21 protein-coding genes and 3 pseudogenes are annotated in these 24,089 nt (G+C 61.3%); 6 read left to right on the top strand and 18 right to left on the bottom strand.

All coding sequences use genetic code 11. The features are described from left to right. Positions 1-46 precede the first annotated feature (46 nt). A complete protein-coding gene (locus tag TZ03_RS01175; protein ID WP_051095194.1) occupies positions 47-835 on the top strand; it encodes a formate/nitrite transporter family protein in 789 nt (262 codons plus the stop codon). A gap of 69 nt (positions 836-904) precedes the next feature. On the opposite strand, the gene cydB is transcribed toward TZ03_RS01175, so the two are convergent. The 5 genes from cydB to moaB form a co-directional block, all read right to left on the bottom strand. Further along, the gene (gene cydB / locus TZ03_RS01170; protein ID WP_051095192.1) at positions 905-1,921 is read right to left on the bottom strand and encodes a cytochrome d ubiquinol oxidase subunit II; all 1,017 of its coding nucleotides are present in this window, start codon (positions 1,919-1,921) and stop codon (positions 905-907) included. Between the two features lie 14 nt (positions 1,922-1,935). Further along, positions 1,936-3,327 (bottom strand): cytochrome ubiquinol oxidase subunit I, encoded by a 1,392-nt coding sequence (locus TZ03_RS01165; protein WP_051095190.1) that lies wholly within the window; start codon positions 3,325-3,327, stop codon positions 1,936-1,938. Positions 3,328-3,427: 100 nt separating this feature from the next. Continuing rightward, the gene (locus TZ03_RS01160; protein ID WP_051095420.1) at positions 3,428-5,752 is read right to left on the bottom strand and encodes an FdhF/YdeP family oxidoreductase; all 2,325 of its coding nucleotides are present in this window, start codon (positions 5,750-5,752) and stop codon (positions 3,428-3,430) included. Between the two features lie 610 nt (positions 5,753-6,362). Beyond that, a complete protein-coding gene (gene glp, locus TZ03_RS01155) occupies positions 6,363-7,550 on the bottom strand; it encodes a gephyrin-like molybdotransferase Glp (RefSeq protein ID WP_051095419.1) in 1,188 nt (395 codons plus the stop codon). An 8-nt stretch (positions 7,551-7,558) separates the two neighbouring features. Continuing rightward, positions 7,559-8,098 (bottom strand): molybdenum cofactor biosynthesis protein B, encoded by a 540-nt coding sequence (gene moaB, locus TZ03_RS01150; RefSeq protein ID WP_051095188.1) that lies wholly within the window; start codon positions 8,096-8,098, stop codon positions 7,559-7,561. A gap of 268 nt (positions 8,099-8,366) precedes the next feature. On the opposite strand from moaB, the gene TZ03_RS01145 reads away from it, so the two are divergent. From TZ03_RS01145 to TZ03_RS01140, 3 genes and pseudogenes are all read left to right on the top strand, one after another. Then, the gene (locus TZ03_RS01145) at positions 8,367-9,287 is read left to right on the top strand and encodes a LysR family transcriptional regulator (RefSeq protein WP_051095186.1); all 921 of its coding nucleotides are present in this window, start codon (positions 8,367-8,369) and stop codon (positions 9,285-9,287) included. A 61-nt stretch (positions 9,288-9,348) separates the two neighbouring features. Further along, positions 9,349-9,456 (top strand): annotated as a pseudogene (gene moaC, locus TZ03_RS28100) (cyclic pyranopterin monophosphate synthase MoaC); the annotation flags it as partial. Then, positions 9,453-9,704 carry a MoaD/ThiS family protein gene (locus TZ03_RS01140; RefSeq protein ID WP_051095184.1) on the top strand — a complete coding sequence of 84 codons (252 nt, stop codon included), beginning with the start codon at positions 9,453-9,455 and terminating at the stop codon, positions 9,702-9,704. The pseudogene moaC and the gene TZ03_RS01140, both read left to right, overlap by 4 nt. Before the next feature lie 42 nt (positions 9,705-9,746). Here the strand turns inward: TZ03_RS01140 and TZ03_RS01135 are convergent, their stop codons facing one another. Further along, positions 9,747-11,129, bottom strand: coding sequence for a PLP-dependent aminotransferase family protein (locus tag TZ03_RS01135; protein ID WP_051095182.1), 1,383 nt, complete (start codon positions 11,127-11,129; stop codon positions 9,747-9,749). A gap of 121 nt (positions 11,130-11,250) precedes the next feature. Between TZ03_RS01135 and TZ03_RS01130 the strand changes: the two genes are divergently transcribed. After that, positions 11,251-12,120: a DMT family transporter gene (locus tag TZ03_RS01130; RefSeq protein WP_051095180.1), complete on the top strand. Its 870-nt coding sequence runs from the start codon at positions 11,251-11,253 to the stop codon at positions 12,118-12,120. A 179-nt stretch (positions 12,121-12,299) separates the two neighbouring features. Here TZ03_RS01130 and TZ03_RS01125 read toward each other — a convergent pair whose 3' ends face one another. From TZ03_RS01125 to TZ03_RS31370, 8 genes and pseudogenes are all read right to left on the bottom strand, one after another. Then, the gene (locus tag TZ03_RS01125; protein WP_051095178.1) at positions 12,300-13,208 is read right to left on the bottom strand and encodes a LysR substrate-binding domain-containing protein; all 909 of its coding nucleotides are present in this window, start codon (positions 13,206-13,208) and stop codon (positions 12,300-12,302) included. A gap of 10 nt (positions 13,209-13,218) precedes the next feature. Beyond that, positions 13,219-14,167 (bottom strand): annotated as a pseudogene (locus tag TZ03_RS01120) (HlyD family efflux transporter periplasmic adaptor subunit). Positions 14,168-14,169: 2 nt separating this feature from the next. Next, a complete protein-coding gene (locus tag TZ03_RS01115; RefSeq protein ID WP_051095176.1) occupies positions 14,170-14,376 on the bottom strand; it encodes a DUF1656 domain-containing protein in 207 nt (68 codons plus the stop codon). Beyond that, positions 14,366-16,519, bottom strand: a complete 2,154-nt coding sequence (locus TZ03_RS01110) for an FUSC family protein (RefSeq protein WP_051095173.1) — start codon at positions 16,517-16,519, stop codon at positions 14,366-14,368. The genes TZ03_RS01115 and TZ03_RS01110 overlap by 11 nt, the downstream gene beginning before the upstream one ends. Positions 16,520-16,726: 207 nt before the next feature. Beyond that, positions 16,727-17,353: an isochorismate family cysteine hydrolase YcaC gene (ycaC, locus tag TZ03_RS01105; protein ID WP_051095171.1), complete on the bottom strand. Its 627-nt coding sequence runs from the start codon at positions 17,351-17,353 to the stop codon at positions 16,727-16,729. A gap of 32 nt (positions 17,354-17,385) precedes the next feature. Further along, positions 17,386-18,075 carry a hydrolase gene (locus TZ03_RS01100; protein WP_051095169.1) on the bottom strand — a complete coding sequence of 230 codons (690 nt, stop codon included), beginning with the start codon at positions 18,073-18,075 and terminating at the stop codon, positions 17,386-17,388. 199 nt (positions 18,076-18,274) lie between these two features. Further along, on the bottom strand, positions 18,275-18,442 hold the full coding sequence (locus TZ03_RS31065; protein WP_160297733.1) for a hypothetical protein: 168 nt from the start codon (positions 18,440-18,442) through the stop codon (positions 18,275-18,277). A 204-nt stretch (positions 18,443-18,646) separates the two neighbouring features. Next, positions 18,647-18,778, bottom strand: a pseudogene (locus tag TZ03_RS31370) (type II toxin-antitoxin system HipA family toxin); the annotation flags it as partial. Positions 18,779-19,010: 232 nt separating this feature from the next. On the opposite strand from TZ03_RS31370, the gene TZ03_RS01095 reads away from it, so the two are divergent. Next, on the top strand, positions 19,011-19,772 hold the full coding sequence (locus TZ03_RS01095; protein ID WP_051095167.1) for a class I SAM-dependent methyltransferase: 762 nt from the start codon (positions 19,011-19,013) through the stop codon (positions 19,770-19,772). A gap of 329 nt (positions 19,773-20,101) precedes the next feature. On the opposite strand, the gene TZ03_RS01090 is transcribed toward TZ03_RS01095, so the two are convergent. The 4 genes from TZ03_RS01090 to TZ03_RS01075 all read right to left on the bottom strand — a co-directional run bounded on the left by TZ03_RS01090 (position 20,102) and on the right by TZ03_RS01075 (position 24,076). Then, positions 20,102-21,502, bottom strand: a complete 1,401-nt coding sequence (locus TZ03_RS01090; protein ID WP_051095166.1) for a purine-cytosine permease family protein — start codon at positions 21,500-21,502, stop codon at positions 20,102-20,104. 73 nt (positions 21,503-21,575) lie between these two features. Next, a complete protein-coding gene (choX, locus tag TZ03_RS01085; RefSeq protein WP_051095165.1) occupies positions 21,576-22,523 on the bottom strand; it encodes a choline ABC transporter substrate-binding protein in 948 nt (315 codons plus the stop codon). A gap of 93 nt (positions 22,524-22,616) precedes the next feature. Then, entirely contained in the window at positions 22,617-23,090 is a 474-nt protein-coding gene (locus tag TZ03_RS01080) for a thioesterase family protein (protein WP_051095164.1), read from the bottom strand. A gap of 32 nt (positions 23,091-23,122) precedes the next feature. Further along, positions 23,123-24,076, bottom strand: coding sequence for a PDR/VanB family oxidoreductase (locus TZ03_RS01075; RefSeq protein ID WP_051095163.1), 954 nt, complete (start codon positions 24,074-24,076; stop codon positions 23,123-23,125). Positions 24,077-24,089: the final 13 nt, after the last annotated feature.

Here is a 24,089-nt window from a genome sequence, read left to right as displayed (position 1 = left end):
GCGCGCCTGCCGGCTGCGCCACCGTCACTGTGTTCGAGTTTGAGAAATGTCCGTCAATAGCCCCACCCGTATCACCGAGCTAGTCATTGAGAGCGGAACCAAAAAAGCCCATTTATCCACCCGTGCGACACTGGTCCTGGGTTTTCTGGCAGGTGCGTTCATTTCGCTGGGGTTTCTCCTGGCTATCCACGTCAGCACCATGATCCCGGTGCAGTGGGCCTCGTTCGGTACCTTGCTGGGCGCGGCGGTATTCCCCATTGGCCTGATCCTGGTGATCCTGGCCGGTGGCGAACTGCTCACCGGCAACATGATGAGCTTGCCGTTGGCCATGTTCGCCCGGCGTATCGGCCCACTTGCCGTAGCACGCAACTGGCTGCTCGTGACGATGGCCAACCTGTTGGGTGCGCTGTTCGTCGCGGGGTGCTTCGGTCACCTGCTGGGCCTGACCGAGGGGCCTTATCTGAACAAGACGTTGACGGCCGCGACCAGCAAGACCAACGCCGACTTCCTGCACGCCTTCGTGTCCGGCATCGGCTGCAACTGGTTGGTGTGCCTGGCAGTGTGGCTGTCGTATGCCAGCCGTGAGGTGAGCGGCAAGATTCTCGGCATCTGGTTCCCGATCATGGCTTTCGTCGCCATCGGTTTCCAGCACGTGGTGGCCAACATGTTCCTGATTCCAGCCGCGATCTTTGCAGGGTACTTGAGCTGGGGACTGCTGCTGGAGAACCTGGTGGCGGTGTTCCTCGGCAACGCGGTGGGCGGGGCTATCTTCGTGGGGCTGGCGTATTACGTGTCCTACGGTGCACCTGCACAGGAAGAGTGCGGGCTGCAATGAAGCCTCGCGGTCAAGCCCACGGGTGCAGGTGATGCACACCCTGCACCCGTGGGCTTGACCGTTCGATAGCTAGTGATAGGCATCCCCTGCCTGCACCTTGCCGCGGAATACGTGGTAGCTCCAGAAGGTGTAGCCCAGGATGATCGGGATGATGAACAGCGCACCGATCAGGGCGAACAACTGGCTGGTCAGCGGCGCAGCGGCCTGCCACAAGGTCACGCTGGGCGGCACGATATTCGGCCAGATGCTGATCGCCAGCCCCAGGTAACCCAGGAACACCAGCCCCACCACGGCAATGAACGGCAGGTGCGAGTGGCGCTTGCGCAGCGTCTTCTGGATTACCACCACGGCCACCACCGCCAGCACCACGATCAGCGCCGAGCGTAACCCGTGGCTGGCGCCGAACCAGCGCTGGGCGATGTCATCATGCAGCCAGGCGGTCCAGGCGCAGATCACCACGATCACCAATGCCAGCAGGTAGGTCAGCGGCCGGCTGTAGTGACGCATGCGCGATTCGAGCATGCCGTCGGTCTTGATCAGCAGCCAGGTGCTGCCCAGCAGCGCGTAGGTCAGCAGCAGGCCGACACCGCAGAACAGCGGGAACGGCGCCAGCCAGTCCCACCCCGTGCCGGCGAACTGGCGGTCCACCACCGGGATGCCGGAAATGTAGGTGCCGATGGCCACGCCCTGGAAGAAGGTCGCCAGCACCGAGCCGCCGATGAACGCCTTGTCCCACAGATGACGCTTGCTCGGGTGGGCCTTGAAGCGGAACTCGAAGGCCACGCCACGGAATATCAGCCCAGCCAGCACCAGTACCAGCGGCAGGTACAGGGCTTCGAGGATCACCGAGTAGGCCAGTGGAAAGGCGCCGTACAACGCCGCCGCACCGAGTACTGCCCACGTCTCGTTACCGTCCCACACGGGCGCCACGGTGTTCATCATCACGTCACGATCCCTGGAGTCGCTGATCAACGGGAAGAGGATGCCCAGCCCCAAGTCGAAGCCGTCCATGATCACGTACATCATCAGGCCGAAGGCGATGATCACGCCCCAGATGACCGACAGGTCAATACCTTGAATTGCCATTGTCCTGCTCCTTCTCAGTCGGCGACGGACAGCGGGCGACGTGCGGTGGCCAGCGAATCCGGTTGCCCAGGGATCGGGTGAACGTCGTGCATGGTCGGCCCCTTGCGCACCAGGCGCATCATGTAGCCGATCCCGACGGTGAACACCGAGAAATAGATGACCACGAATGCCGCCAGGGTCAGGCTCATCTGCACGGCGCTGTGGTTGGACGCCGCATCAGTGGTGCGCAACATGCCGTAGACCACCCATGGCTGACGGCCCACTTCGGTGGTGAACCAGCCGGCCAGCAAGGCGATCAGCCCCGACGGCCCCATCAGCAGCGCGAACCAGAGGAAGGCACGGTTGCGGTACAGCGCGGCGTTGCGGCGCAATACCAGGGCCAGCAGCGCGCAGGCCAGCATCAGCATGCCCAGCCCGGCCATGACCCGGAAACTCCAGAAAATGATCGTCGAGTTGGGGCGGTCTTCCTTGGCGAAGCTCTTCAAGGCCGGGATCTGCTTGTCCAGGCTGTGGGTCAGGATCAGGCTGCCCAGGTACGGTACCTCGATGTTGTAGCGAGTGGTTTCAGCAGCCATGTCCGGCAGGCCGAAAAGCACCAGTGGCGAGGCTTCACCCGGTTTGTTTTCCCAGTGCCCCTCGATGGCGGCGATCTTCGCCGGCTGGTGCTCCAGGGTGTTCAGGCCGTGGGCGTCACCGACCACCACCTGCACCGGCGTGGCGATAAGCACCATCCACATGGCCATGGACAGCATCTTGCGCACTTGCGGGGTGTTGTGCCCACGCAGCAGGTGCCAGGCGGCCGACGCACCGACGAAGAACGCGGTGGACAGGAATGCAGCCAGTGCCATGTGCACCAGGCGATAGGGGAACGACGGGTTGAAGACGATCTTGAACCAGTCCAGCGGCACCACCCGGCCATCGATGATCTCAATGCCCTGTGGCGTCTGCATCCAGCTGTTCGAGGAGAGAATCCAGAACATCGAGATCAGCGTGCCTATGGCGACCATGATCGTGGCGAAGAAGTGCAGCTTGCGCCCTACCCGGCCCCAGCCGAACAGCATCACCCCCAGGAAACCCGCTTCGAGGAAGAACGCGGTCAGCACCTCGTAGGTGAGCAAGGGGCCGGTCACGCTGCCGGCGAAATCGGAGAAACGCGCCCAGTTGGTGCCGAACTCGTAAGCCATTACCAGGCCCGAGACCACGCCCATGCCGAAGTTGACGGCGAAGATCTTCGACCAGAATTTGTAGAGGTCCTTGTAGACCGAGTTGCCGGTTTTCAGCCAGCAGCCTTCGAGCACGGCCAGGAAGCTGGCCAGGCCAATGGTGATGGCCGGGAAAATGATGTGGAACGAGACCGTGAAGGCGAACTGCAGCCGCGCCAGGTCCAGTGCACTCAGATTCGACATGACAATATCCTTGTGGACAGGCAGGCCCCTGCCCGGGCGGCAGCCACCAGGGCGCCGCACGCCCGCGGGCCTGCAGTCGATGAATGAAGGAAGTTGAAGGTTATTCGGCGACGGCGTGGATCAAGGCATCCGGCTGTGCGCGCTCGAGGCGAATGGCGACGAACTTCGACGTGGGTGTGAAGGTCTTGTCGCCATAGCTTTCCAGAGGGACCAGCGGGTTGGTCTCCGGGTAATAGGCGGCCGCCTGGCCTGCGGGAATGTCGTAGGCCACCAGGGTGAAGCCGTGCACTCGCCGTTCGAGGCCGTCCTCCCACAACGACACCATGTCCACCTTGTCACCCGGCACCAGGCCCAGGCGGCGGATGTCGGCCTCATTGGCGAACACCACTTCGCGCAAGCCGAACACCCCGCGGTAGCGGTCGTCCAGGCCATACAGGGTGGTGTTGTACTGGTCGTGAGAGCGCAGGGTCTGCAAGATCAGGTCGGGTTTGTCGCCACGTGCCAGCACCGCTTCGTTGACCAGTTGCGTCGGCAACTGGGTGGCGGTGAACTGCGCCTTGCCAGTGGAGGTGTTCCACTCGCGCTCGGCGGCGGCGTTGCCCAGGTAGAAGCCACCGGGGTGCTGCAGGCGGGCGTTGAAATCGCTGAAGCCGGGGATGGTGTCGGCGATCAGGTCACGGATGCGTGCGTAGTCGGCCACCGCCCACTCCCAGTCGATCGGCCGATCGCCCAGGGTCGCCTTGGCCATGCCGGCGATGATCGCCGGTTCCGAGCGCAGCAGCGGCGAACGCGGTTTCAGCTGGCCATGGGAGATATGCACCATGCTGAAGGTGTCTTCCACGGTCACGCCCTGCGGGCCTTCGGCTTGCAGGTCGATCTCGGTACGGCCCAGGCACGGCAGGATCAACGCGTCACGGCCAGTGACCAGGTGCGAGCGGTTGAGCTTGGTGGAGATATGCACGGTCAGTTCGCAGTTGCGCAGCGCCGCATGGGTACGCGGGGTGTCCGGCGTGGCCTGGGCGAAGTTGCCCCCCAGGGCGATGAATACCTTGGTGCGCTGCTGTTCCATGGCCTGGATCGCCAGCACGGCGTTATGCCCGTGGCCGCGTGGCACGTCGATACCGAACCGGCGCTGGAGGTTGTCGAGCAGCCAGGTCGGCGGCTTTTCATCGATGCCCATGCTACGGTCGCCCTGCACGTTGCTGTGGCCGCGCACCGGCGACAGGCCAGCGCCCGGCCGCCCGACGTTGCCGCGCAGCAGTTGCAGGTTGACGATCTCTTGCACGGTCGGCACCGAGTGGCGGTGCTGGGTGACCCCCATGGCCCAGCACATGATCACCCGCTCGGCCTTGCGGTACATGCGCGCGGCCAGTTCGATCTCGGCTTTGCTCAGGCCCGACTGCTCGACGATGTGTTCCCAGGAGGTGGCATCGACTTGGGCCAGATACGCCTCCATGCCATCGGTATGGGCCTTGATGAAGGCATGGTCGAACACCGCCGGCATACCATTGGCCTGGGCTTCGCGCTCCCACTGCAGAAGGAACTTGGCCATGCCGCGCAGCGCCGCCATGTCGCCACCCAGGGCCGGGCGGAAATAGGCGGTGTTGGTCGGTTCGGAACCGTTGCTGAGCATCTCGAACGGGTGCTGCGGGTGCTGGAAGCGCTCCAGGCCACGTTCTTTCAGCGGGTTGAAGCACACCACCTGGGCACCCCGCTCCACCGCTTCGCGCAGCGGTTCGAGCATGCGTGGGTGGTTGGTGCCGGGGTTCTGGCCGATGACGAAGATCGCGTCGGCCAGCTCCAGGTCATGGAACACCACGGTGCCCTTGCCCACCCCCAGGGTGCTGGACATGCCCAGGCCGCTGGCCTCATGGCACATGTTCGAGCAATCGGGGAAGTTGTTGGTGCCATAGCTGCGCACGAACAGCTGGTAGAGGAACGCCGCCTCGTTGCTGGCCCGGCCCGAGGTATAGAAGTCGGCCTGGTCGGGCGATTCGAGGCTGTTCAGGTGCTTGCCGATCAGGGCGAAGGCGTCGTCCCAGCTAATTTCGACGTAATGGTCGGTGGCGGCGTCGTAGCGCATGGGGTGGGTCAGCCGGCCCTGGTATTCGAGCCAGTAGTCGCTCTGCCCGAGCAAGGCGCTGACGCTGTACTTGGCGAAGAACGCCGGGTCCACCGAGCGGCCGGTGGCCTCCCAGTTGACCGCCTTGGCGCCGTTCTCGCAGAACTTGACCATGCCGTTCTCGGGCGACTCGCCCCAGGCGCAGCCGGGGCAGTCGAACCCGTTGTTCTGGTTGGTCTTGAGCATTGCACGGATGTTCTTGACCGCGTTTTCACTGCCCAACCAGGCCTTGGTCACGCCCATCAGCGCACCCCAGCCAGCGGCCGGTCCATTGTAACTTTTAATATGTTCTTCTTCGTTCACCAGGGTCACCCTTGATTGCCGCAGTACAATAACAAGTTCGAAGTTTCAGAGTGTCTGAACAACCACTTCGACACTATTGACCGGTGCAGACTAAGTTCGCGTGGGTACCAGCGTCCAATCAAAAGTCATGACGGTTTGATCGGCGATCTCTATCAAAGCGTGGTGATAGAAAACACCGATCAACTGGTCATTAATCATGATTGGACGTTGTTCCATAATCGTCATAGTCTGCTGCCGCGCCTGGCCAGGAACCCGCGGGTATTTTCATGATCGATTACCCAGGCCGATGGGCTGCGCTATTGCCTGACCTGGCCTCATCGCCGGCAAGCCAGCTCCCACAGGTACTGCACAGGGCTTGAGGCCTATGCGGTCTTTGTGGGAGCGGCCTTGTGTCGCGAAAGGGCCGCAAAGCGGCCCCAGCCATTTATGCCGCGAAGCTGAAATCCTGGGGGCGCTTCGCACCCCTTTCGCGACACAAGGCCGCTCCCACAGTAGCTTTGCGGAATCAATGAGTTAGCATTTGTTCTGTGAAAGCGGGCTTGCCCGCGGACAAACCGGGGACACCGGCCCCGCGGTACCAGCCACAGCGCAGCCTGCAAGGCTACCAGCGCTAACCCATCACACCATCGAATGAAATGAAATCGAGCACATCCCCGGCCTCGAAGGTCTCCCCCGCCGGCACTTCCAGCAACCCGTCCGCCTGCACCGCGCTAAGCAAGGTCGCCGAGCTCTGGTTTTCCAGCAACCGCGCCCGTCCGCCATCCAGCCGCACCCGCAGGTACTCCTGGCGTTTGCCGGCCTTGGGCCAGGCAAACCCCGCCACCACCGGTACCCGCATGGGTTCTACCCGTGCAACGCCCATTCGAGCCAGCAGATAGGGCCGCGCCAGCAGCAGGAAGGTGACCAATGCCGACCCTGGGTTACCAGGCAACCCCAGCAGCGGCACAGCCCCGATATGGCCAAAGGTGAAGGGCTTGCCCGGCTTGATCGCCAACTTCCACAGTCTCACCTCGCCAGCCTCGCGCAACAGCGCACCGATGCAATCGGCGTCACCCACCGACACCCCGGCGCTGCTGATGATGAGCTCGGCACCTTCAACCGCGGCCAAGGCCGCGCGCAGCAGCAGCGGATCATCAGGCACACAGCCCAGGTCAATCACCTCGCAACCCAGGCGTTCGAGCAGCGTCGCCAACACCACGCGGTTGCTGTCGTGGATCTGCCCCGGCCCCAAGGTTGCCCCCTCACCAGCCAACTCATCACCACTGGACAGCAGCGCCACTCTGGGCCGGCGCAACACCGACACCTGGCTGACACCTTGCGCGGCCAACACCCCCAGGGCCAGCGGGTTGAGCACGGTGCCGGCTGCCAGCAAAGGCGCGCCAGCGCGGATCTCGTTGCCCTGCGGGCGGATATTGTCGCCCGCTCGCAGCGGGGTCAGCACGCTCACCCGGCCCTGCGCATCGACCGTGCAGTTTTCCTGCAACTGCACGCAATCGGCGCCCGCTGGCACGGGCGCGCCAGTGAACACCCGTGCGCAGGTGCCTGGCTGCAACGGACCAGGGGCATTGCCTGCGAACACAGTCTGCGACACCGGCAGCGGTTGGGCCGCCAGGTCGTCGAAACGCAAGGCGTAACCGTCCATGGCACTATTGGCCCACGGCGGCAAGTCGATGGCGGCGCACAGATCCTCGGCCAGCACACGCCCGTCGGCCTGGCGCAGTCTGACCAGCTCGCACGCCACCAACGGCGTCGCCCTAGCCATCGCCAACAGCTGGCGCAGGGCCTCGCCGACCGCCATCAACGCACTCACGAGCGCGTCCCGCACAGGTTGGCTGCCTTCAGGTGTGGCACGAAGTTGCAAGGGCGGTGCCGGGCGTCCAGTTGCTCGACCAGGATGCCCTCCCAGGCGGTACGACAGGCACCCGTGGAGCCCGGCAGGCAGCACACCAAAGTGCCATTGGCCAGGCCCGCCAAGGCGCGGGTCTGCACCGTGGAGGTGCCGATATCCAGGATCGACAGGGCGCGGAACAGCTCACCGAAGCCATCGATATGCTTGTCCAGCAGGCAGCTGACCGCCTCTGGGGTGCTGTCGCGCCCGGTAAAGCCGGTGCCACCGGTGATCAGCACCACCTGCACGCCCTCATCGGCGATCCAGTTGGCCACCTGGGCGCGGATCTTGTACAGGTCGTCCTTGAGCAACGCCCTGACCACCAGGCGGTGGCCCATGTCCACCGCGCGGCTGGCCAGCAACTCGCCAGATGTATCGGTTTCGAACGTGCGGGTATCGCTGACCGTCAGCACGGCAATATTCAATGGAACGAACACGGCATCGGGTTTGGCACTCATGTCTTGGCACTCTGGCAACTTGGCAATATGCTCCAGAAACTAAAGTGCTGCCCACAGCGCGTCCAATCGATAATACGCAATAGTCAATAAGCGCCATCTATCACACTTCATCATCAGTCTTCTCTATCACTTCTTCGTTATTTCCCATTGGACGATGGTCGCTCTTCACTTTACTTTTCGTCGCCTTGAAGCCTGGCCGCGCTCACACGTTCAAAGTGCCACGCCTCAATGATTTCATATATTCAAACTCTATCGGCAAGGCGCCCCCATGGATATCAAACAGCTCAAGTTCCTGATTGCCTTGGACCAGACCCGACATTTCGGTCAGGCCGCTGCCTTGTGCCATATCACCCAGCCGACCTTGTCGATGCGCCTGCGCAACCTGGAAGACGAGCTTGGCCTGATGCTGGTGACCCGTGGCCAGCGTTTCGAGGGTTTCACCGAAGCCGGCGAACGAATCCTGGCCTGGACCCGCACCCTGCTGGCTGCCTACGACGGCCTGCAAGCCGAGGCCGCCAACTGCCGGGGGCGCATTGTCGGCAGCCTGCGTATCGGCATGGTGCCGCTATCCAGTTTCAACCTGATGGACCTGCTCAAGCCGCTGATCAGCCGCTACCCGCAATTGCAGGTGCAGCTGTCGTCGTTGAGCTCGGAACAGGTCACCGACGGCCTGAGCCGCAACCAGCTGGACCTGGGCATCTGCTACCTCGACCAGATCAACCGTAATCACTTCGACGTGATCGAACTGGGCGCCACGCGCATGGGCCTGCTGTACGACACCCGGCAGTTCGCTTTCGACAGCCCGAGCCTGTCCTGGGAAGCCATCGCCGATCTGCCCCTGGGGCTGCTGTCCCAGGGCATGCACTACCGCCAGTCCATCGACTTGAGCTTTCGCAGCCGTGGGCTGCACCCGCTGTCGATCCTCGAAAGCGACTCCACCTACCAGCTGATGCAAGGCGTCTGCGCGGGTCTTTGCTGCGCGATCATGCCCCTCGACCACGGCCTCGAGGGCCTGGGCGGACACCTCCACATCCTGCCGATCACCGACGCCAGCATCTTCGCCCCGGTCGGCCTGCTGCTGCGTCGCAGCGAGCCACGCTCGGCCCTCGCCCAGCAGTGCTTCGCCGAAGCCCGCCTGCTGCTCTGTTCGCAACAGCAGCCCACCCCCACGCCTCTGGAACTATCATGAACGACACGCCCGCGCCCCTCTGCCTCCTGACCCACCTGGACAGCGGCGGCCATGCGCACAGTACGACATGTGCAAGGCCGTCGATCGCAGCCTGCAGATCGACTGGCTGCGCCTGCTGCGCAAGTCCGGTGGGCGTTCGGGCTTGTACCAGGCCGAGGTAGCGCCATGATCCAGGTGAACTACTTCGCGCGCTATCGCGAACTGCTGGGCAGCGAGCAGGAGACGCTGCAATGGGAGCCAGCGCTGGCCAGCCTGCGCGACCTGCGTGAGCGGCTGGTCAGCCGTGGCGAGCTGTGGGCGCAAACCCTCGGCCAGGCCAACCTGATGTGCGCGCGCAACCAGGCACTGTGTACCCTGGATGAGCCGTTGTGCGATGGCGACGACATCGCCTTCTTTCCGCCGGTCACTGGGGGCTAGTCCCGGCGCTGCCAGGCTCCCTGCTGTCAATTGGTCTCACGACTAAGCACTCAGAGCCCGTTTCAACACTTCGTAGATTTTGGCGTCACCAGATTGTGCAACGTTGAAGCGGAGGAAATCCCCCGAAGTCATGGACTGGCTAAAAGCATTTCCGGGCGCTAGCACTACACCTTCATTCAAACAAGCTCTAGCCAGCGTTGCCGCATCCTTACCTTGAGGGAGTTGGCACCAGACGTACATCCCAGCCTGGGGAATCATCCAAGGCTTGATACCAATGGCCTGAAGCCTCGCTACCGTTCTGTCCATTTCCTCGGCCAACCTGAGGCGGACACTTTCCATGTGTTTTCGGTACCCGCTATCAGTAATAGCTTGATGGATTATGTCCGCGGCCAAGCGTCCACCCCCGAATGTAGTCGCAATCTTGAGATCGACCAGGCTCTCGATCCATTCACGACGAGCAGCGATGTAGCCGCATCGAATTGAAGCGGAGATGGTCTTGGAAAAGCTACCTATCTGGATGACACGAGAGAGGCCATCGAAGGCTGACAGTCGTGGAGCGGGAGTATTCTCGAAATCCCCGAAGATGTCGTCCTCTACAATCACCAGGCTAGAGGTGTCGGCCAGCTTTAGCAGCCTGTGTGCCGTGACCGGAGACATGCTGGCCCCGGTCGGGTTGTGGATGCCGGAATTCGTTATGTACAACCGGGGAGAATGTTCGAGCAGGGCAGCGCCGAACGCATCGATGTCTGGGCCCGTTCCAGTGTAGGGTACTCCTACGATGTTCACCCTATGTGCTTTCAGTAATGCGTGAAAATTGAAATAGCAGGGGTCGTCGACCAAGACAGTGTCTCCCGGCTCCAGCAGAAAACGGCAAATCAGGTCGATGGCGTGGGTGCCAGACTCAGTGAGCATGATCTGTTCCAGAGGGGCTTCGATCCCGTTTCCTGCCAGTCGTCGCGACAAGAATTGCCTGAGAGGCGGATGTCCAAGCGGTGAAGCGTACTCAGCCAGTTTCATAGTGTCCGAACGGGCAACATTTCGAAGCGCTTTACGCATGCCCGCTTCGTACATCCAGGATGCAGGTAGCCACCCACACCCTGGTTTCAACGCATCGCTGGAGGTTTCAAGAGACTGGCGCGAGATCCACAGCGGGTCGACGTCACGATCAAGTCTGGGGCCGAGTTCGGTCAGTACCAACGGCGCCACTGGCCCAGCTACGTAAAAGCCGGAGCCAGGGCGAGAGCTAAGTACACCCTCTGCCATCAACCGCTCATAGGCCTCAAGGACGGTAGAAACCGATACTTGCATGGTCTGGGCCATTGCCCGGACTGAAGGAATTCTCGTACCAGGTGTGTAGGTTCGAGAGGCTATCCTGGACTGGATCTCAGCCATGACCGTGCGAATTCGCGTTCCGCTCCGTTTCATCACACCCTCAGCTGTGCTGGACTTATATGCATAACAGTTTGGTTAAACTGTATTTGATTGTACATGGCCTTGATGAGCCCGTCAGTGATGTACTGAGCCCTGACTTGTCGAGGACTTACCGATGGAAAAATCAACAAGCGGATGGATCAACGGCTTCATAGGCGTCGCAATCTTTGCGGGCTCGTTGCCGGCAACCCGTGTGGCAGTGACGGCCTTCGAACCTGCGTTTCTGACATGTGCCAGGGCAACGATTGCCGCCATATTGGGTGCGCTTTTTTTGATCGTGCTACGGCAGCCCCGACCTAAACGTGGTGATCTGTCGTCATTGGCGGTAACAGCGCTTGGGGTTGTTATCGGTTTCCCCCTACTGACGGCACTGGCCCTCCAGCACGTCACCTCTGCTCATTCCATTGTCTTTGTCGGGCTCCTGCCACTCTGTACCGCAGGATTTGCCGTTCTGCGGGGCGGTGAGCGACCTCGGCCAATGTTCTGGTTGTTCTCGTTGACAGGTGCCGGGCTAGTCGCCGGCTATGCGTTGATGAATGGAGGAGAAGCGTCGGCGGTGGGAGATCTGCTGATGATGGCTGCGGTAGTCGTTTGTGGGTTGGGTTATGCGGAAGGGGCGCGTCTCTCACGGACATTGGGTGGTTGGCAGGTGATCAGTTGGGCATTGCTTGTAGCATTGCCGTTCATGCTGCTGCTAACTATCGCTAATTTTCCAGCGCCTGATGCCTTCGCCAAGGTAAGCACCCCTGCGTGGTTCAGCTTCGGCTACGTTTCACTGTTCAGCATGCTGATCGGGTTTGTGTTCTGGTACCGAGGGCTGGTCCAGGGTGGCATTGCGGCAGTGGGCCAACTGCAACTCTTTCAGCCGTTCATGGGGCTTGGACTAGCAGCGTTGCTTCTGCACGAGCACGTCAGCTGGATGATGCTTGTGGTGACGCTAGGCGCTGTCATCTGCGTTGCCGGGGCCAAGAAATACGCCCAGTAGATGAAGAGTCAGGCATCTGGCGGTTTTTTATGGGCGAGCGCCTGCGGCAGCGTGCGGCTCATGAGAGCAGCAGGTTCTGGCTCACATAATCGATAAACCCGGATTTAGCGGACCGATCGCCACCCACCACCACCTGCACCGTCCAGCACACGCAATGTGCTCAAGCCTGAATGCCTGATTCATGAAGTACGGGTTATCTCGTCAAATTCATTCACCAGAAAGTCGATCAGCTTGCGCACCGCCGGCATCAATCCACGTCGCGACGGAAACAGCGCTACAACTTCCCCATTTTGCGGACTCCAGCCCTCCAGTGCGTGAACCAGCCGTCCGTTCGCCAGATCCGCACGCACCAGCTCTTCCGGTAGCACCACCACCCCAACACCCGCCAATGCGCCCTGATGCAGTACGGCCAAGTCGTCCGACACCAGCCGGGGCCGGAAGCGAATGGATGTTGCGACACCGTCCGGCCCGTCCAGGTCCCAGGTGTATTCCTGGACGGCGGCCCCCCAGCCAAGGCTCGGGAGCGCCAGGAGGTCCGCAGGCAGCTGCGAAGGGTCATGACTGGCGAGCAAGCGTGGCGAGGCCACCAGACAATGACGGCTCTCGGCCAGCTTGCGCATCACCAGTTCGCTGCTCTCAAGCGGGCCATGGTGCACGCTCAGGACCAGGTCGAAGCCTTCACCGATGACATCCACCCGTCGGTTGAAGCTCTTGACCAGCAACTCCACCACCGGGCATTGAGCCATGAAGCGCGCCAACATCGGCGCCAGTCGCGAATCCAGCAATGACGTATTGCATGCCAGGCGCACGACCCCACTGGGTACGGCCCGGCTGCGTTCGACTGCATCCTCTGCCGCCAACGCTCGGTCCATCATCGACACACAGTGCTGGTAATATTCGAGCCCCACTTCGGTGACCGCGAACTGGCGGGTGGAGCGCTGAATCAATCGCACCCCCAAGCGCTCTTCGAGCTTGGCAACACGGCGGCTCAAGCGCGACTTCGGCAAGCCGAGGATCCTGCCCGCCGGGGCAAAACCGCCGTGCTCGACGACTTTGGTGTAGAGATACAGATCATTCAGATCGAACATGCGATGAATTTCATTCCAAGATGGTGACTGTCGCGGTAGTGCCGGCCCGCAGCGGCACTGCATCGGCACTACGTTGCAAACGCAGGCGCACCGGGATCCGCTGGGCGAGCTTGACCCAGGTGTAGGTAGGGTTGACGTTGGCCAGCAAGCGGTTACCCGGCTGGTTCTCGCGATCAGTGATGGCGTAGGCGATGCTCTCCACCGTGCCCTCCAGCACCTCGCCACTCATCAAGGCGATACGCGCGCGGCTGCCCACCTTGATCTTCGGCAACTTGGTTTCTTCGAAATAGCCACTGACGTGGAACGAGGCACTGTCCACCAAGGCCAACAGCGGGGGTACCCGGCTGGGCGAAGTCACCCTGACGGGTCAACAAGTTGGTCACATAGCCGCTGACCGGGGCGCTGACCCGGGTACGCTCGAGGTCGAGCCGCGCTTGTTTCAGGGTGGCATCGGCGAGTTGCACATTGGCCTGGGCCAGGCCGAGATTGGCCTGCTCGCGTAGCAGCTGGGCCTGGGCCACCGCCACGTCGGTGCCGGACTTCTCCCATTCCTCGGCAGAGATCGCCGACAGCGATTGCAACTTGCGCCGCCGCTGCTCCTCGCTGCGCCGCTGCTTGAGCAAGGCCTCATTGGCGACGATGGCAGCCTGCGACTGTCCCAGGGCGGCGCGCGCCACCTCGACGGCACGTTCGGCATGCAGCACGGCCAGCTCATAGCGGGCAGGATCGATCTGCAACAGCAGGTCGCCCTGGCGGACGAACTGATTGTCGTGTACCGGCAGCTCGATGATGCGCCCGGAGACCTCGGCCGACAGGGTCACCACATCCGCCCGCACCCGCGCGTCACGGGTCCAGGGTGCACGGGTGTAGTAATCCCAGGCAAACCAGCCGAGCACCAGCGCGAGCACCAGGACCGCCAGGGTCAGGGCCTTGGAAAGAACAGGTTTCAACACAGGCATCTTTACAGGCTCACTCCCATCGACAACACCAGCGCCGCGCAGATCGCGGCATACAGGGCCCCCTGGAACAGGGCCGGGTGCCACACCAGCGCCAGCACGCCGACCCGGCGCAACACGGCGTCTGCGATCAGGAACAGGGGCAAGGCCAGCAACAAGGCCTGGGCGATCGGCGGCAGGTAAACACCGCCAAACTCGAAATCAATGGGCATAGGCGCCCTCCTCTTCTGCCGCTGTACCCGGCGCCAGGACCACTCGATAGCGCCGCAGCAACTGGCCGGCGATTGCCAATGCGACCCGCAGGATGAACAACCGGCGCAGGGCCTCCCTGCCAGCATCGAAATGCATCTGGTGCAACGCGTCCAGGGCCTCGCCAAGTTCATCCAGCGTTTGCAGCAAGGCATCGATGTCCAGGTGCCGGCGAGCGCCGATTACCTCCGCCGTCTCCTGCAACACTAGGCGCAAACGCGATTTCATGCCTTGTGGCAGCGCCTCGCTGGCGGCGCACTGGGCATGCGCCTGCATCAACGCAATGGCCAGTACCGGGCACACCAGAGCGCACTCGAACAATGCCCGGGAGCGGGCGTCGCTGGTGGCCGGCAGCACGCCGATCATCGCCGAGAGCCGATCCAGCATACGGCTCTCGAAATCGAACTGGCGCACCAGGCTGGCAGGTGCCGTCACCTGCTGGTACACGTCCTCGCGACGCAGGCCGAACAACCGGGCCATACGCTTTTGCGGGTTGAATGGAAACACCAGGGCGAACACCACCATGGCCAACACACCGGCAGCTGCGTACCCACCTGCGAACTCGAACCATTGGATGGCCGTATTGTGGTAAGTGCCGATATTCTGCGGGCCGATCATCAACAGCCCAATCAGCCCGATGCCCATGCCGATACCTGCGGTCATAGGGCTGGCAAGGCCCACGGCAGCCAGATAGAGCAGTGGCACCAGGCACAGGGCAAGCATTTCGAAATCGGTGAAGAGCGGCAGCAGGGCGAACTGGTAGACGGCCGACAACACCATCGCCACCAGCAGACCGCGGTTGTAGTTCTGGCTGGCCAGCAAGGGCCTTGGCAACGTCGCCATCAGCGAGCACATGACGCCCATCAGGATCACGCCTGAACGCACGCCGTCCCAGGCCGTCTCGATCCACAGCCAGCCGGAGAGAAACAGCGCCAGGAAGGCCCGCACCGCATTCATGCCGGCCAGGCGAAAATCCAGGTGCAAGGCGCTGACCTGCCCTTGCACCTGAGGGCAACTGGCCGTCCGGCCCTGCTGGATCGCTTCGTTGAGTTCGATCAGTTCGTCCAGTTGCTCCAGCAGGCGCGCCTGTTCCCAGCGCAATGCCCAGGCCAACGGGCGCATGCGCGAGGGCAACGGCTCGTTGAGGTACTCGGCGCGGTCGGCGGCTTCGTCGAAGCGTTGCTGCAACCCGCGGATCGCCTCGCGACGCGACATCGACAGTGCCACACCATCACGGGCGAGTGCGTCCAGGCTGTCCAGCTCAGCCTGACGCAAGAGCTGGATGTCCGCCGGCAACGGCCCTTGCCAGTGCTGCTTGATCAACTCACGTTGCTGACGCAACACCTGCAGGCGCGACACCAGCAACACCAACTGGTTGGCCAGCAACTGCACCAGCCCGTCGGCGCTACGCAAGTGCGGGGCATCGAAATAAAGATGCCGGCGTAGGCCTTCCAAGGCGCTAATCTCCGCGATCAGGTGAGCCTGACGCTGACTGAATGCGCCGTCATCTTCCTCGCTCCTAACCACTTCGGCGGCATGCCGGGCGATCAGCTTGACCAAGCTGTCGACCTTGCTGAAATACCCCTGCGCCACAGCCTGGGGGCGCGCCGTCAACAGGCTGACCACCGCGACACAGGCCACCGCGAGAAGGGTTTCGGTCAGCCGGGTGATGGCCAGCATGAGGATGCCGTCCGGCTCCGGGACCGCCAGCATCGCCACCACCACGGCGGTGAAGCCACTCAGGACGAACGCATGGGAGTCGGTGTAACGCAGCAGGGTCCCCCCTGCTGTGCAGAAGGCCAGCCACAGGGCGAGGCAGACGAGGAAAGGCATCGGGGCCTGGGGGAACAACGCCATGATCGCCACGGCCACCGCCGCCCCCGCCGCAGTCCCCAGCACCTGGGCGAAGCTGCGCTTGAGGGTCATGCCGGCCAGCGGCAGGCTGATGATGATCACCGTCATCAGCGCCCACTTTGGCTGCTCCAGATCGAAGATGAACGCCAGGTACAGGCACAGCAGGCCCGCGACGATGGTGCGCAAGGCGAAGAACAGCACCGCACGGCCTGGGTGAAGAGCCAGTTTGAAATAGGAAATCAAGGGATCCATCAGGCGCCTCAAAACAGGCTGAGCGGATAATCGGCGATCAACCAGTACTCATCCGCGCTGGAGTTGCCTCGGGTATTGCCTGACGCCACGCCTCCATAAGAGGCGTGGACGATAGGCTCAGCCATTGAAACTCCTCGATTGAAAGTCGTTTCACCGACTCATCGGTTCGAGCAGCCATACGCCAAGATACGACGCTTCGGCCCAGACTTATTTGGACGCATTCAGCAAGCTGAAACTGGTCATCAGGTTGCGGTAGTCGGGGATGTGATTGGAGAACAACGCGCCCAGCCCCTCGATATCATTGCGCCAGTCGCGGTGCAGCTCGCAGGCTACGCCGAACCAGGTCATCAGTTGCGCACCGGCGGCTTCCATCCTGCGCCAGGCCGAGTCACGGGTCAGTTCGTTGAAGGTACCGGACGCGTCGGTGACGACGAAGACATCAAAGCCCTCCTCCAGGGCGGACAACGCCGGGAAGGCCACGCACACTTCGGTCACTACGCCAGCGATGATCAGTTGCTTCTTGCCGGTCGCTTTCACCGCCTTGACGAAGTCCTCGTTGTCCCAGGCATTGATATTGCCTGGGCGGGCGATGTAAGGCGCGTCGGGGAACTGCTCCTTGAGCTCGGGCACCAGCGGCCCATTGGGGCCATTCTCGAAGCTGGTGGTGAGGATGGTCGGCAGCTTGAAGTACTTGGCCAGGTCCGACAGGGCCAGCACGTTGTTCTTGAAACGGTCAGGCTCGATGTCCCGCACCAGCGAGAGCAGGCCAGTCTGGTGGTCGACCAACAGAACCGCGGCGTTGTTCTTGTCCAGACGCTTGTATTGGAAAGCCATGATGGTGCTCCTTGTTTACCAGAGAAGGAAGGTTACTTGCGCTCGGAATCCAATTGCTCTTGGTTGGCCACGACAGCCTGGGCTTTCATGTAGCTCTCGATCAGCAGTTGGTAATGCGGGAACACAGCGCTGTAGGCTTCGGCCCACTGGGCGGCGTCCGGGCGGTTCCAGGTCTGCTGCACTTCGGAACACACAGCGGCGGTGTCCATCGGCACCACGCCGGCCTGGACTATGCGCGCCAAGGTGATTTCCTGCGCCATCTTGGAGTAGGTCCCCGATGCGTCGATGACGGCGAATACCTGATAGCCGGCCGCCACGGCGCTGATGCTGGGGAACGCCATGCACACGCTGGTGATGGTGCCGGCGATGATCAGTTGCTTGCGCCCGGTCCGTTCCACGGCGGCGACGAACTCGGCGTTGTCCCAGGCGTTGATTTCCCCCTTGCGGGCAACGTACTGGGCATGGGGCGCGGCTTCGTGAATTTCCGGAATCAACGGGCCATTGGGGCCCTGCGGGACAGAGGCAGTGGTGATCACCGGGATCTTGGCCAGGCTGGCGACCTTGGCCAGGGTAATGGCGTTGGACCGCAGCTCGGTCATGGGCATGTCCTTGACCGTCTGGAACAAACCACTTTGGTGATCGATCAACAGCATCGCGGCATTGTCAGGGTCGATCCGGGGGACCTGGCCATTGAAGTTGGCGATTTGTCCAAAATTACTCATGATGCGTTCCTCTTTCACGGGTGAAGGCCGTCCTGCCGATCACTGCAGACACGGCCACATATCCCTCGTGGGGATTATCAGATTAGGTGAACACCTCGGTTGCACCGTGACCGTCAGTCGTCCCGCTGGCCGAATCGCCCAACCCGCAAGTCCTGGAGCGCCTGCAGGATCTCGGTGCCGCTGTTCATGGGTTTCTCGCTCAGAGGAGGGTCTGATAACGCGGGGATGACATTTTTCCCTGGATGGGCAGGTTGACCCACAGCTGCCCGACGCCTCTACGGGGCGTGGTTGGTGCGAAACCTTTTGGTCCGGCATAATCGAGCAAGAGCAAGGCAGCGCTTGCGTATACACCCAGGATCTTGTTCATGGCTCGGCCTCTGCCGCGACGACGGTAGGCGTTAACGGTAATTGCACAACCCAGCCGGCGGTAGGGGCTGAAAATGACCCTCTGCGTTCTATTACGTGAACACTCGCTTCGGCCACCATCTCGGCGCCGAACAGACGGTTCATCAAACGCACGGTTCGGGGGGCAGCATCTGCGCCAGGGGCACAGAGAAGCCATGGGGGATGATCACCTGCGACTACGGCCCGTGTGACGTTGGCGCAACAGAGCAACGTTCTGGTCGATGCGGCCTTGGATCGTGCGCAGGGTATCTTGCGTAATAACCTGCGGGTAGAGATTGTCGGCGATGCTTGCAAATTGGCGTTTCGATCAAGCCAGCTAATCCCCATATTTAGTGCCTTAAACTCAATAAAATGAAAATAAGGCACGTTTTACTGGATTTATGCCGGTCCTGCCTCGACCGTCGCCCTAGGGCAATGAAGCGTGAGCCGCCCTACCTTATTCAAAGCAAGACGCTGTTTGCTGCGGCCAGGTTTGTATTCATGTCCAAGTCACATCAGGTAGCCTTCTCGACTTGACATGGAGGGTAAAAATGCAAAACAGGTACGGAAAGCTCGCTTCCTGGATCTATCACCTGGACAAGCCCATTGGTCACTCCTTCGGCGATCTGGAGTACTACCGGCAGCGTCTGACGGGGTGTGATGGTCCCATCCTGGAACCTGCGGTCGGCAATGGCCGGATCTTCATACCCATGCTTGAGATGGGCCTGGCCATCGAAGGTTTTGACGCATCACAAGACATGCTCGAGTACTGTCGACAGGAATGCCTGAGTCGGGGCCTTCCTACTACGCTGACATGCCAGACATTCGAGCAATTCAGCTACGACCGACGCTTCGCGGCCATCATTCTGCCCGCGGGGTCGTTTCAGTTGATTACCGAGACCACCTCGGCAAGGGCGGTGCTCAAGCGGTTCTGGGATTATCTGCTACCGGGTGGAAGGCTAATCGTGGACATCGATCCCATCGAAAGCATCGTTGGAGAAACGAGCTCCGCGCGCAGTTGGGCGGTGGGAAATGGCGATTTACTGACGATGACCGGTCATCGAGCCGAGATTGATTACGTCAAACAAACGACCCTTTCTCATCTGCACTACCAACACTGGCGGGATGGCGCGTTACTGTCGGCAGAACTTGATCTATTTCATTTGCGCTGGTGGGGTGTCGAGGAGTTGGCATTCGCGTTGCGCGAAGCGGGTTTTGTGGATGTAGTGGTGTCGGGTGATTACCAACATGGACGCCAACCCCGCAAGGGCGATCAGATCATCAGCTTCGAGGCGAGCCGGCCTGGTAGATGAGTACTTTGCCCTAGATCGAGCGCCGCCCGCGCGGCGCATCGCGAGCTGGCGCTCGCTCCTACGTTTGTTTCAGGCCAATTATTCCTATGGGATTTGCGCGCGAACGCCTTGGCGCATGGCTCGATATCGCACCGTACGAACAAGGCGGTCGCGCGCGCCTGCCACAGGCCTCACTGGCCCGAAACAAACGTAGGAGCGAGCGCCAGCTCGCGATGCGCCGCGCGGGCGGCGCTCGATCTCACAGGCGCTGAAACTGCTATGGCGGGCACCTACCCACCCCAAATCGCTCAACTGACAGGCACTACGGGCTACCCCGCCTGAAGAATCTATCAAGGCGCGGTGCTGGTACCACTTCGCTGCCCCTTGGCCAGCAATCCGTTTTCCGCCGGAGCGCGATTCATGTGGAAGATGAAGTAGAGCAAACCAGCCAGTACCAGGCCTGCGATCCAGCTGATGTCTGCGCCTATCAGCTGGGCAAGGTAGCCTTCGAAGAACGAGAGTTTCATGAACGGCACCGTGCCGATGATCGAGACGCCATAGACGATCATGGTTTTCCTGTTCCAACGGCCATATCGGCCTTGGGCGTCGTAGAGATCGTCGATGCTGTAGCTACCGCGTCGAACCACGTAGTAATCCACCAGATTGATCGCGCTCCACGGGATCAGCAAATAGAGCTGGCCAATCAGAATGTCGGCAAAGAACGTGTCGAAGTGATACTGCGTCTGGACAGCGATGGCACAGGCCAGCACCGAGAGCAGCGCCATGAGCAATGTCTTGGCGCCCTGGCGAACATGCAGCAACTTGGCGAAGCCGCTGAAAATCGTGGTAGTGGACATGTAGGCGCTGTAGAGGCACAACACGTTGTACTGAATCACGCCAAGCGCGACCACCAACAACGCGGCTTTCGCCCAAGGGCCGAACAGACTGGCAATCGCCGTCCCTGGGTCGACATCGAGCGCCGATGGCACGACTGCGGCCAGTGTCGCCCCCAACGCCATCATGCCCAGAGAGCCCAGTGCGCAGCCAAAATAGGTCGTCCAGAAGGTATCCCTGGTGCGAACATCGGCCGGCAAATAGCGGGAGTAATCCGCCACATAAGGACCATAACCCAGCGTCCAGGACGCCGCCTGGGCGATCACCAGGTTGAACACCGGCATCGAAAAACCGCCCGCATCGACGTGGAGGGTCCCGGATGCGCTCGCTCGCACCAGTATCAATACCAGAGCGGCACCGAACACCAATGACGACAGCAAACTCATCCATGCGCCCATGCGGTGGATGAGTTCATAGCCAACGACGCCGATCAGGAAGGTCATGATGCCGACAATCAGAATTGCCTGGTTGTCGCTGACCGGGATCAGCGCCTTTAGCGGATCTCGCATCAACACACCACTGGCGGCCATGAACAGCACTGCAGCCGTGACCATCACCAGCAACGGAATGGCAGCACCGAAAACGCCGAACTGGGCGCGGCTCTGGATCATTTGCGGCACGCCCAGATGCGGCCCTTGCGCCGAATGCGCTGCCATGAAGATGGTGCCCAGCATGCAGCCAAGCAGTAACCCCGCCAGTGTCCACATCAGGCTCAGCCCCGAAGCCACACCCAATGTACCGACCATCAAGGCTGTCACCTGCAGGTTGGAACTGAACCATACCGTGAACAACCGCCGTGGCCTGCCGTAGCGCTCACTGTGCGGTACGAACTCGATACTTCGCTTCTCGATCTTCATTTTTTATTGTCCTTCTCATCAAGCGAGCCTTTACGGGGCAAACATTGCACCTGCAAGGCCCCGACAGGGTTGCTCATGGCGCCATCTGCGCCTTGACCTGCTCAAGGCCAGGCTGGCCATCCCATGTCGTCACACCTGCCAGCCAATCATCGAGCACCTGCGGGTTCTGCTTCAACCAAACCTTGGCAGCCGCCTCCGGCTCCATCTTGTCGTAAAGAATGGAGCCCATGATGTGGTTCTCCATGTCCAGGGTGAAGCTCAGGTTCTTGAGCAGTTGCCCCACGTTCGGGCACTCGTCGGTATAGCCTTTGCGGGTGCTGGTGTAGACCGTGGCATCGCCGAAGTCAGGGCCGAAGTAGTCGTCGCCGCCGGTGAGGAACTTCATCTTGAAGCGGGTGTTCATCGGGTGCGGCTCCCAGCCCAGATACAGGATCGCCTGATTGCGCCGCTGCGCGCGCTCGACCTGGGCCAGCATCCCCGACTCGCTGGATGCGACCACCGAGAACCCCGCGTCCTTCAGGCCGAAAGCGTTGTCGCCAATCGCCTTGAGCACCGCATTGTTGCCGCCATCCCCGGGCTCCAGGCCATAGATCTTGCCACCCAGCTGGTGCTTGAACTTCGCGATGTCGGCAAAGTCCTTGAGCCCTTGGTCCCACAAGGCCTGCGGCACTGCCAAGGTGTACTTGGCATGCTGCAGGTTGACCCGCACGATATCGATGGCACCAGCATCACGGTGCGGTTTGAGATCCGGCTCCATGGTCGGCAGCCAGGTGCCCAGGAACACATCCATGCTCTTGCCATCGGCCAATGCCTTGAAGGTAAGCGGCACGCCTACCAGGGTGGACTTGGTCTGATAGCCGAGGCTTTTCAGCAGCGTGGTGGCAATGGCGGTGGTGGTCTGGATATCGGTCCAGCCGGGATCGGACATCCGCACCAGCCGACACTGGGACGGCTCTGCGGCATAGCTGTTTACGCAAAAGGCCAAGGTGGAACAGAACATCACGCGCAGTGCATTTTTCATGACGCAAATCCTCTCTGTGGCAGCCATGGGAAGCGGCAGTTTCTTGTTATTCAGAGGCAACGCAGTCTTGTTGTAGGTGCAGCAGCTGATGCTTCAGCGACGAATGCCAATCACACGCCCGCAGTAGCCGGGGCGCGGCAGCGATCGATGAGATTGGAAAATCGCGCTGATCTTCGCTTCGACGGACGTGGCGAACTTCGCCGCACGCCCGGCTTCACTGGCGATGTTCATGAGCATCTGCTCACTGGCAGCCAGGAGCTCTCCATCCTTGGGGCGACATAAGTGATGGACGATGTGCAGGCGCTTGCTGTCATGGTCGATCACCTGGGTAAATACCTGCACCTGCTCCCCTAACCGGGTTTCACTCAGGTAGTTGATGTGGGCTTCCAGGGTGTACAGCGTGTGCCCGTAGATCGCTCGGCCCTCCACGTCGAGACCGATGTGATCCATCAATGCATCCGTGGCATGGCTGAAGAGCAGGAAATAGAAGGCATCGCGCAGGTGGCCGTTGTAATCGATCCAGTCTTCAACGATGGTGGCCTGGTGAATCAGCAGCAGGTTATTCACGAATAAGTCCTTCCAGAAGTCATGGGAGCATTTCAGAGATCGAGAACGAGGCGTTCTGAAAGCGACCGGGAAACACAGATCATCATCACGTCGTTGTTGTTGCGTTCGGCTGCTGTCAGCACGCTGTCGCGATGGTCCGGGATACCCTCCAGCACGCAGATTTCGCACGAGGCGCATGTGCCCTCCCGGCAAGAGCTTTCCACGCGAAGGCCGTTCGCCTCGAGTACCTGGAGAATGCTTTGGTCCGCCGGCACTTCGAACGACTTGCCACTTCTGGCGAGCTGGACAGTGAAGGCTTTATCCGCTCCTGAGCTTTTCGGCTCCTTCGGCGTAAACCATTCGAAATGCACCTGCTGCTCAGGAAAGCCGCTCGCGGCTGCTTCAACGGCAAGCATCAATGGAGTGGGCCCGCAGGTATAGAAGTGAACATTGGACGGCTGCTGGCCGATCGCGGCCGTGATATCGAACAACCCACCGGCCTCATCATCGGCGTGCAAGGTCACCCGCTCGCCAAAAGCACCAAGCTCCTCCAGGAAGGCCGCACGCTGCCGGCTGCGCACAAGATAGAAGAGGTGCCAAGGACGCTTGTTGGCTTCACACCATTGGATCATCGACCACGCCGGCGTAATGCCGATACCACCGGCGAAGAACACAAAACCCGACGCATCTTCTTCCAATGGAAAATGGTTGCGGGGCGGGCTGACCTTGAGCGTGTCGCCCACGCGAAGGGATCGGTGCACATGCCGGGAACCACCGCGACTGGTGGGAGACAGGCCAACCCCCACGCAATAGCGGTGAGTCTCTCGTGAGTCGTTGCACAAGGAATATTGGCGAACGATATCCCCAGGCAAATGCAGTTCGATATGGGCGCCGGGTTTGAACGACGGCAGCGCTTCGCCCGAAGCAGAGCGCAGCTCGATGACCATGACGCCCTTGGCTTCGGCAATCAGGTCAGTTATCTGTAAGGTCAAAACGTCATCAGGCATGGCAAACCTCACG

Source organism: Pseudomonas sp. 10-1B (assembly GCF_000935045.1).
GTDB lineage: Bacteria > Pseudomonadota > Gammaproteobacteria > Pseudomonadales > Pseudomonadaceae > Aquipseudomonas.
Note: the sequence above shows the minus strand (reverse complement) of the source record. Positions and strands in the feature narration are given on the sequence as shown.

Coding starts and splice junctions, on each gene's coding strand:
- TZ03_RS01125 (WP_051095178.1), bottom strand. CDS start 13,208: ATGTTCGATCTGAATGATCTGTATCTCTACACCAAAGTCGTCGAGCAC.
- TZ03_RS01095 (WP_051095167.1), top strand. CDS start 19,011: ATGCAAAACAGGTACGGAAAGCTCGCTTCCTGGATCTATCACCTGGAC.
- moaB (WP_051095188.1), bottom strand. CDS start 8,098: ATGAGTGCCAAACCCGATGCCGTGTTCGTTCCATTGAATATTGCCGTG.
- choX (WP_051095165.1), bottom strand. CDS start 22,523: ATGAAAAATGCACTGCGCGTGATGTTCTGTTCCACCTTGGCCTTTTGC.
- TZ03_RS01110 (WP_051095173.1), bottom strand. CDS start 16,519: ATGGATCCCTTGATTTCCTATTTCAAACTGGCTCTTCACCCAGGCCGT.
- TZ03_RS01100 (WP_051095169.1), bottom strand. CDS start 18,075: ATGAGTAATTTTGGACAAATCGCCAACTTCAATGGCCAGGTCCCCCGG.
- TZ03_RS01090 (WP_051095166.1), bottom strand. CDS start 21,502: ATGAAGATCGAGAAGCGAAGTATCGAGTTCGTACCGCACAGTGAGCGC.
- glp (WP_051095419.1), bottom strand. CDS start 7,550: ATGGCGGTCGGCGAGGCCCTGCGCCAGCTGTTGGCGATGGCTAGGGCG.
- TZ03_RS01145 (WP_051095186.1), top strand. CDS start 8,367: ATGGATATCAAACAGCTCAAGTTCCTGATTGCCTTGGACCAGACCCGA.
- TZ03_RS01075 (WP_051095163.1), bottom strand. CDS start 24,076: ATGCCTGATGACGTTTTGACCTTACAGATAACTGACCTGATTGCCGAA.
- TZ03_RS31065 (WP_160297733.1), bottom strand. CDS start 18,442: ATGAACAAGATCCTGGGTGTATACGCAAGCGCTGCCTTGCTCTTGCTC.
- TZ03_RS01115 (WP_051095176.1), bottom strand. CDS start 14,376: ATGCCCATTGATTTCGAGTTTGGCGGTGTTTACCTGCCGCCGATCGCC.
- ycaC (WP_051095171.1), bottom strand. CDS start 17,353: ATGGCTTTCCAATACAAGCGTCTGGACAAGAACAACGCCGCGGTTCTG.
- TZ03_RS01130 (WP_051095180.1), top strand. CDS start 11,251: ATGGAAAAATCAACAAGCGGATGGATCAACGGCTTCATAGGCGTCGCA.
- TZ03_RS01140 (WP_051095184.1), top strand. CDS start 9,453: ATGATCCAGGTGAACTACTTCGCGCGCTATCGCGAACTGCTGGGCAGC.
- TZ03_RS01175 (WP_051095194.1), top strand. CDS start 47: ATGTCCGTCAATAGCCCCACCCGTATCACCGAGCTAGTCATTGAGAGC.
- cydB (WP_051095192.1), bottom strand. CDS start 1,921: ATGGCAATTCAAGGTATTGACCTGTCGGTCATCTGGGGCGTGATCATC.
- TZ03_RS01165 (WP_051095190.1), bottom strand. CDS start 3,327: ATGTCGAATCTGAGTGCACTGGACCTGGCGCGGCTGCAGTTCGCCTTC.
- TZ03_RS01135 (WP_051095182.1), bottom strand. CDS start 11,129: ATGAAACGGAGCGGAACGCGAATTCGCACGGTCATGGCTGAGATCCAG.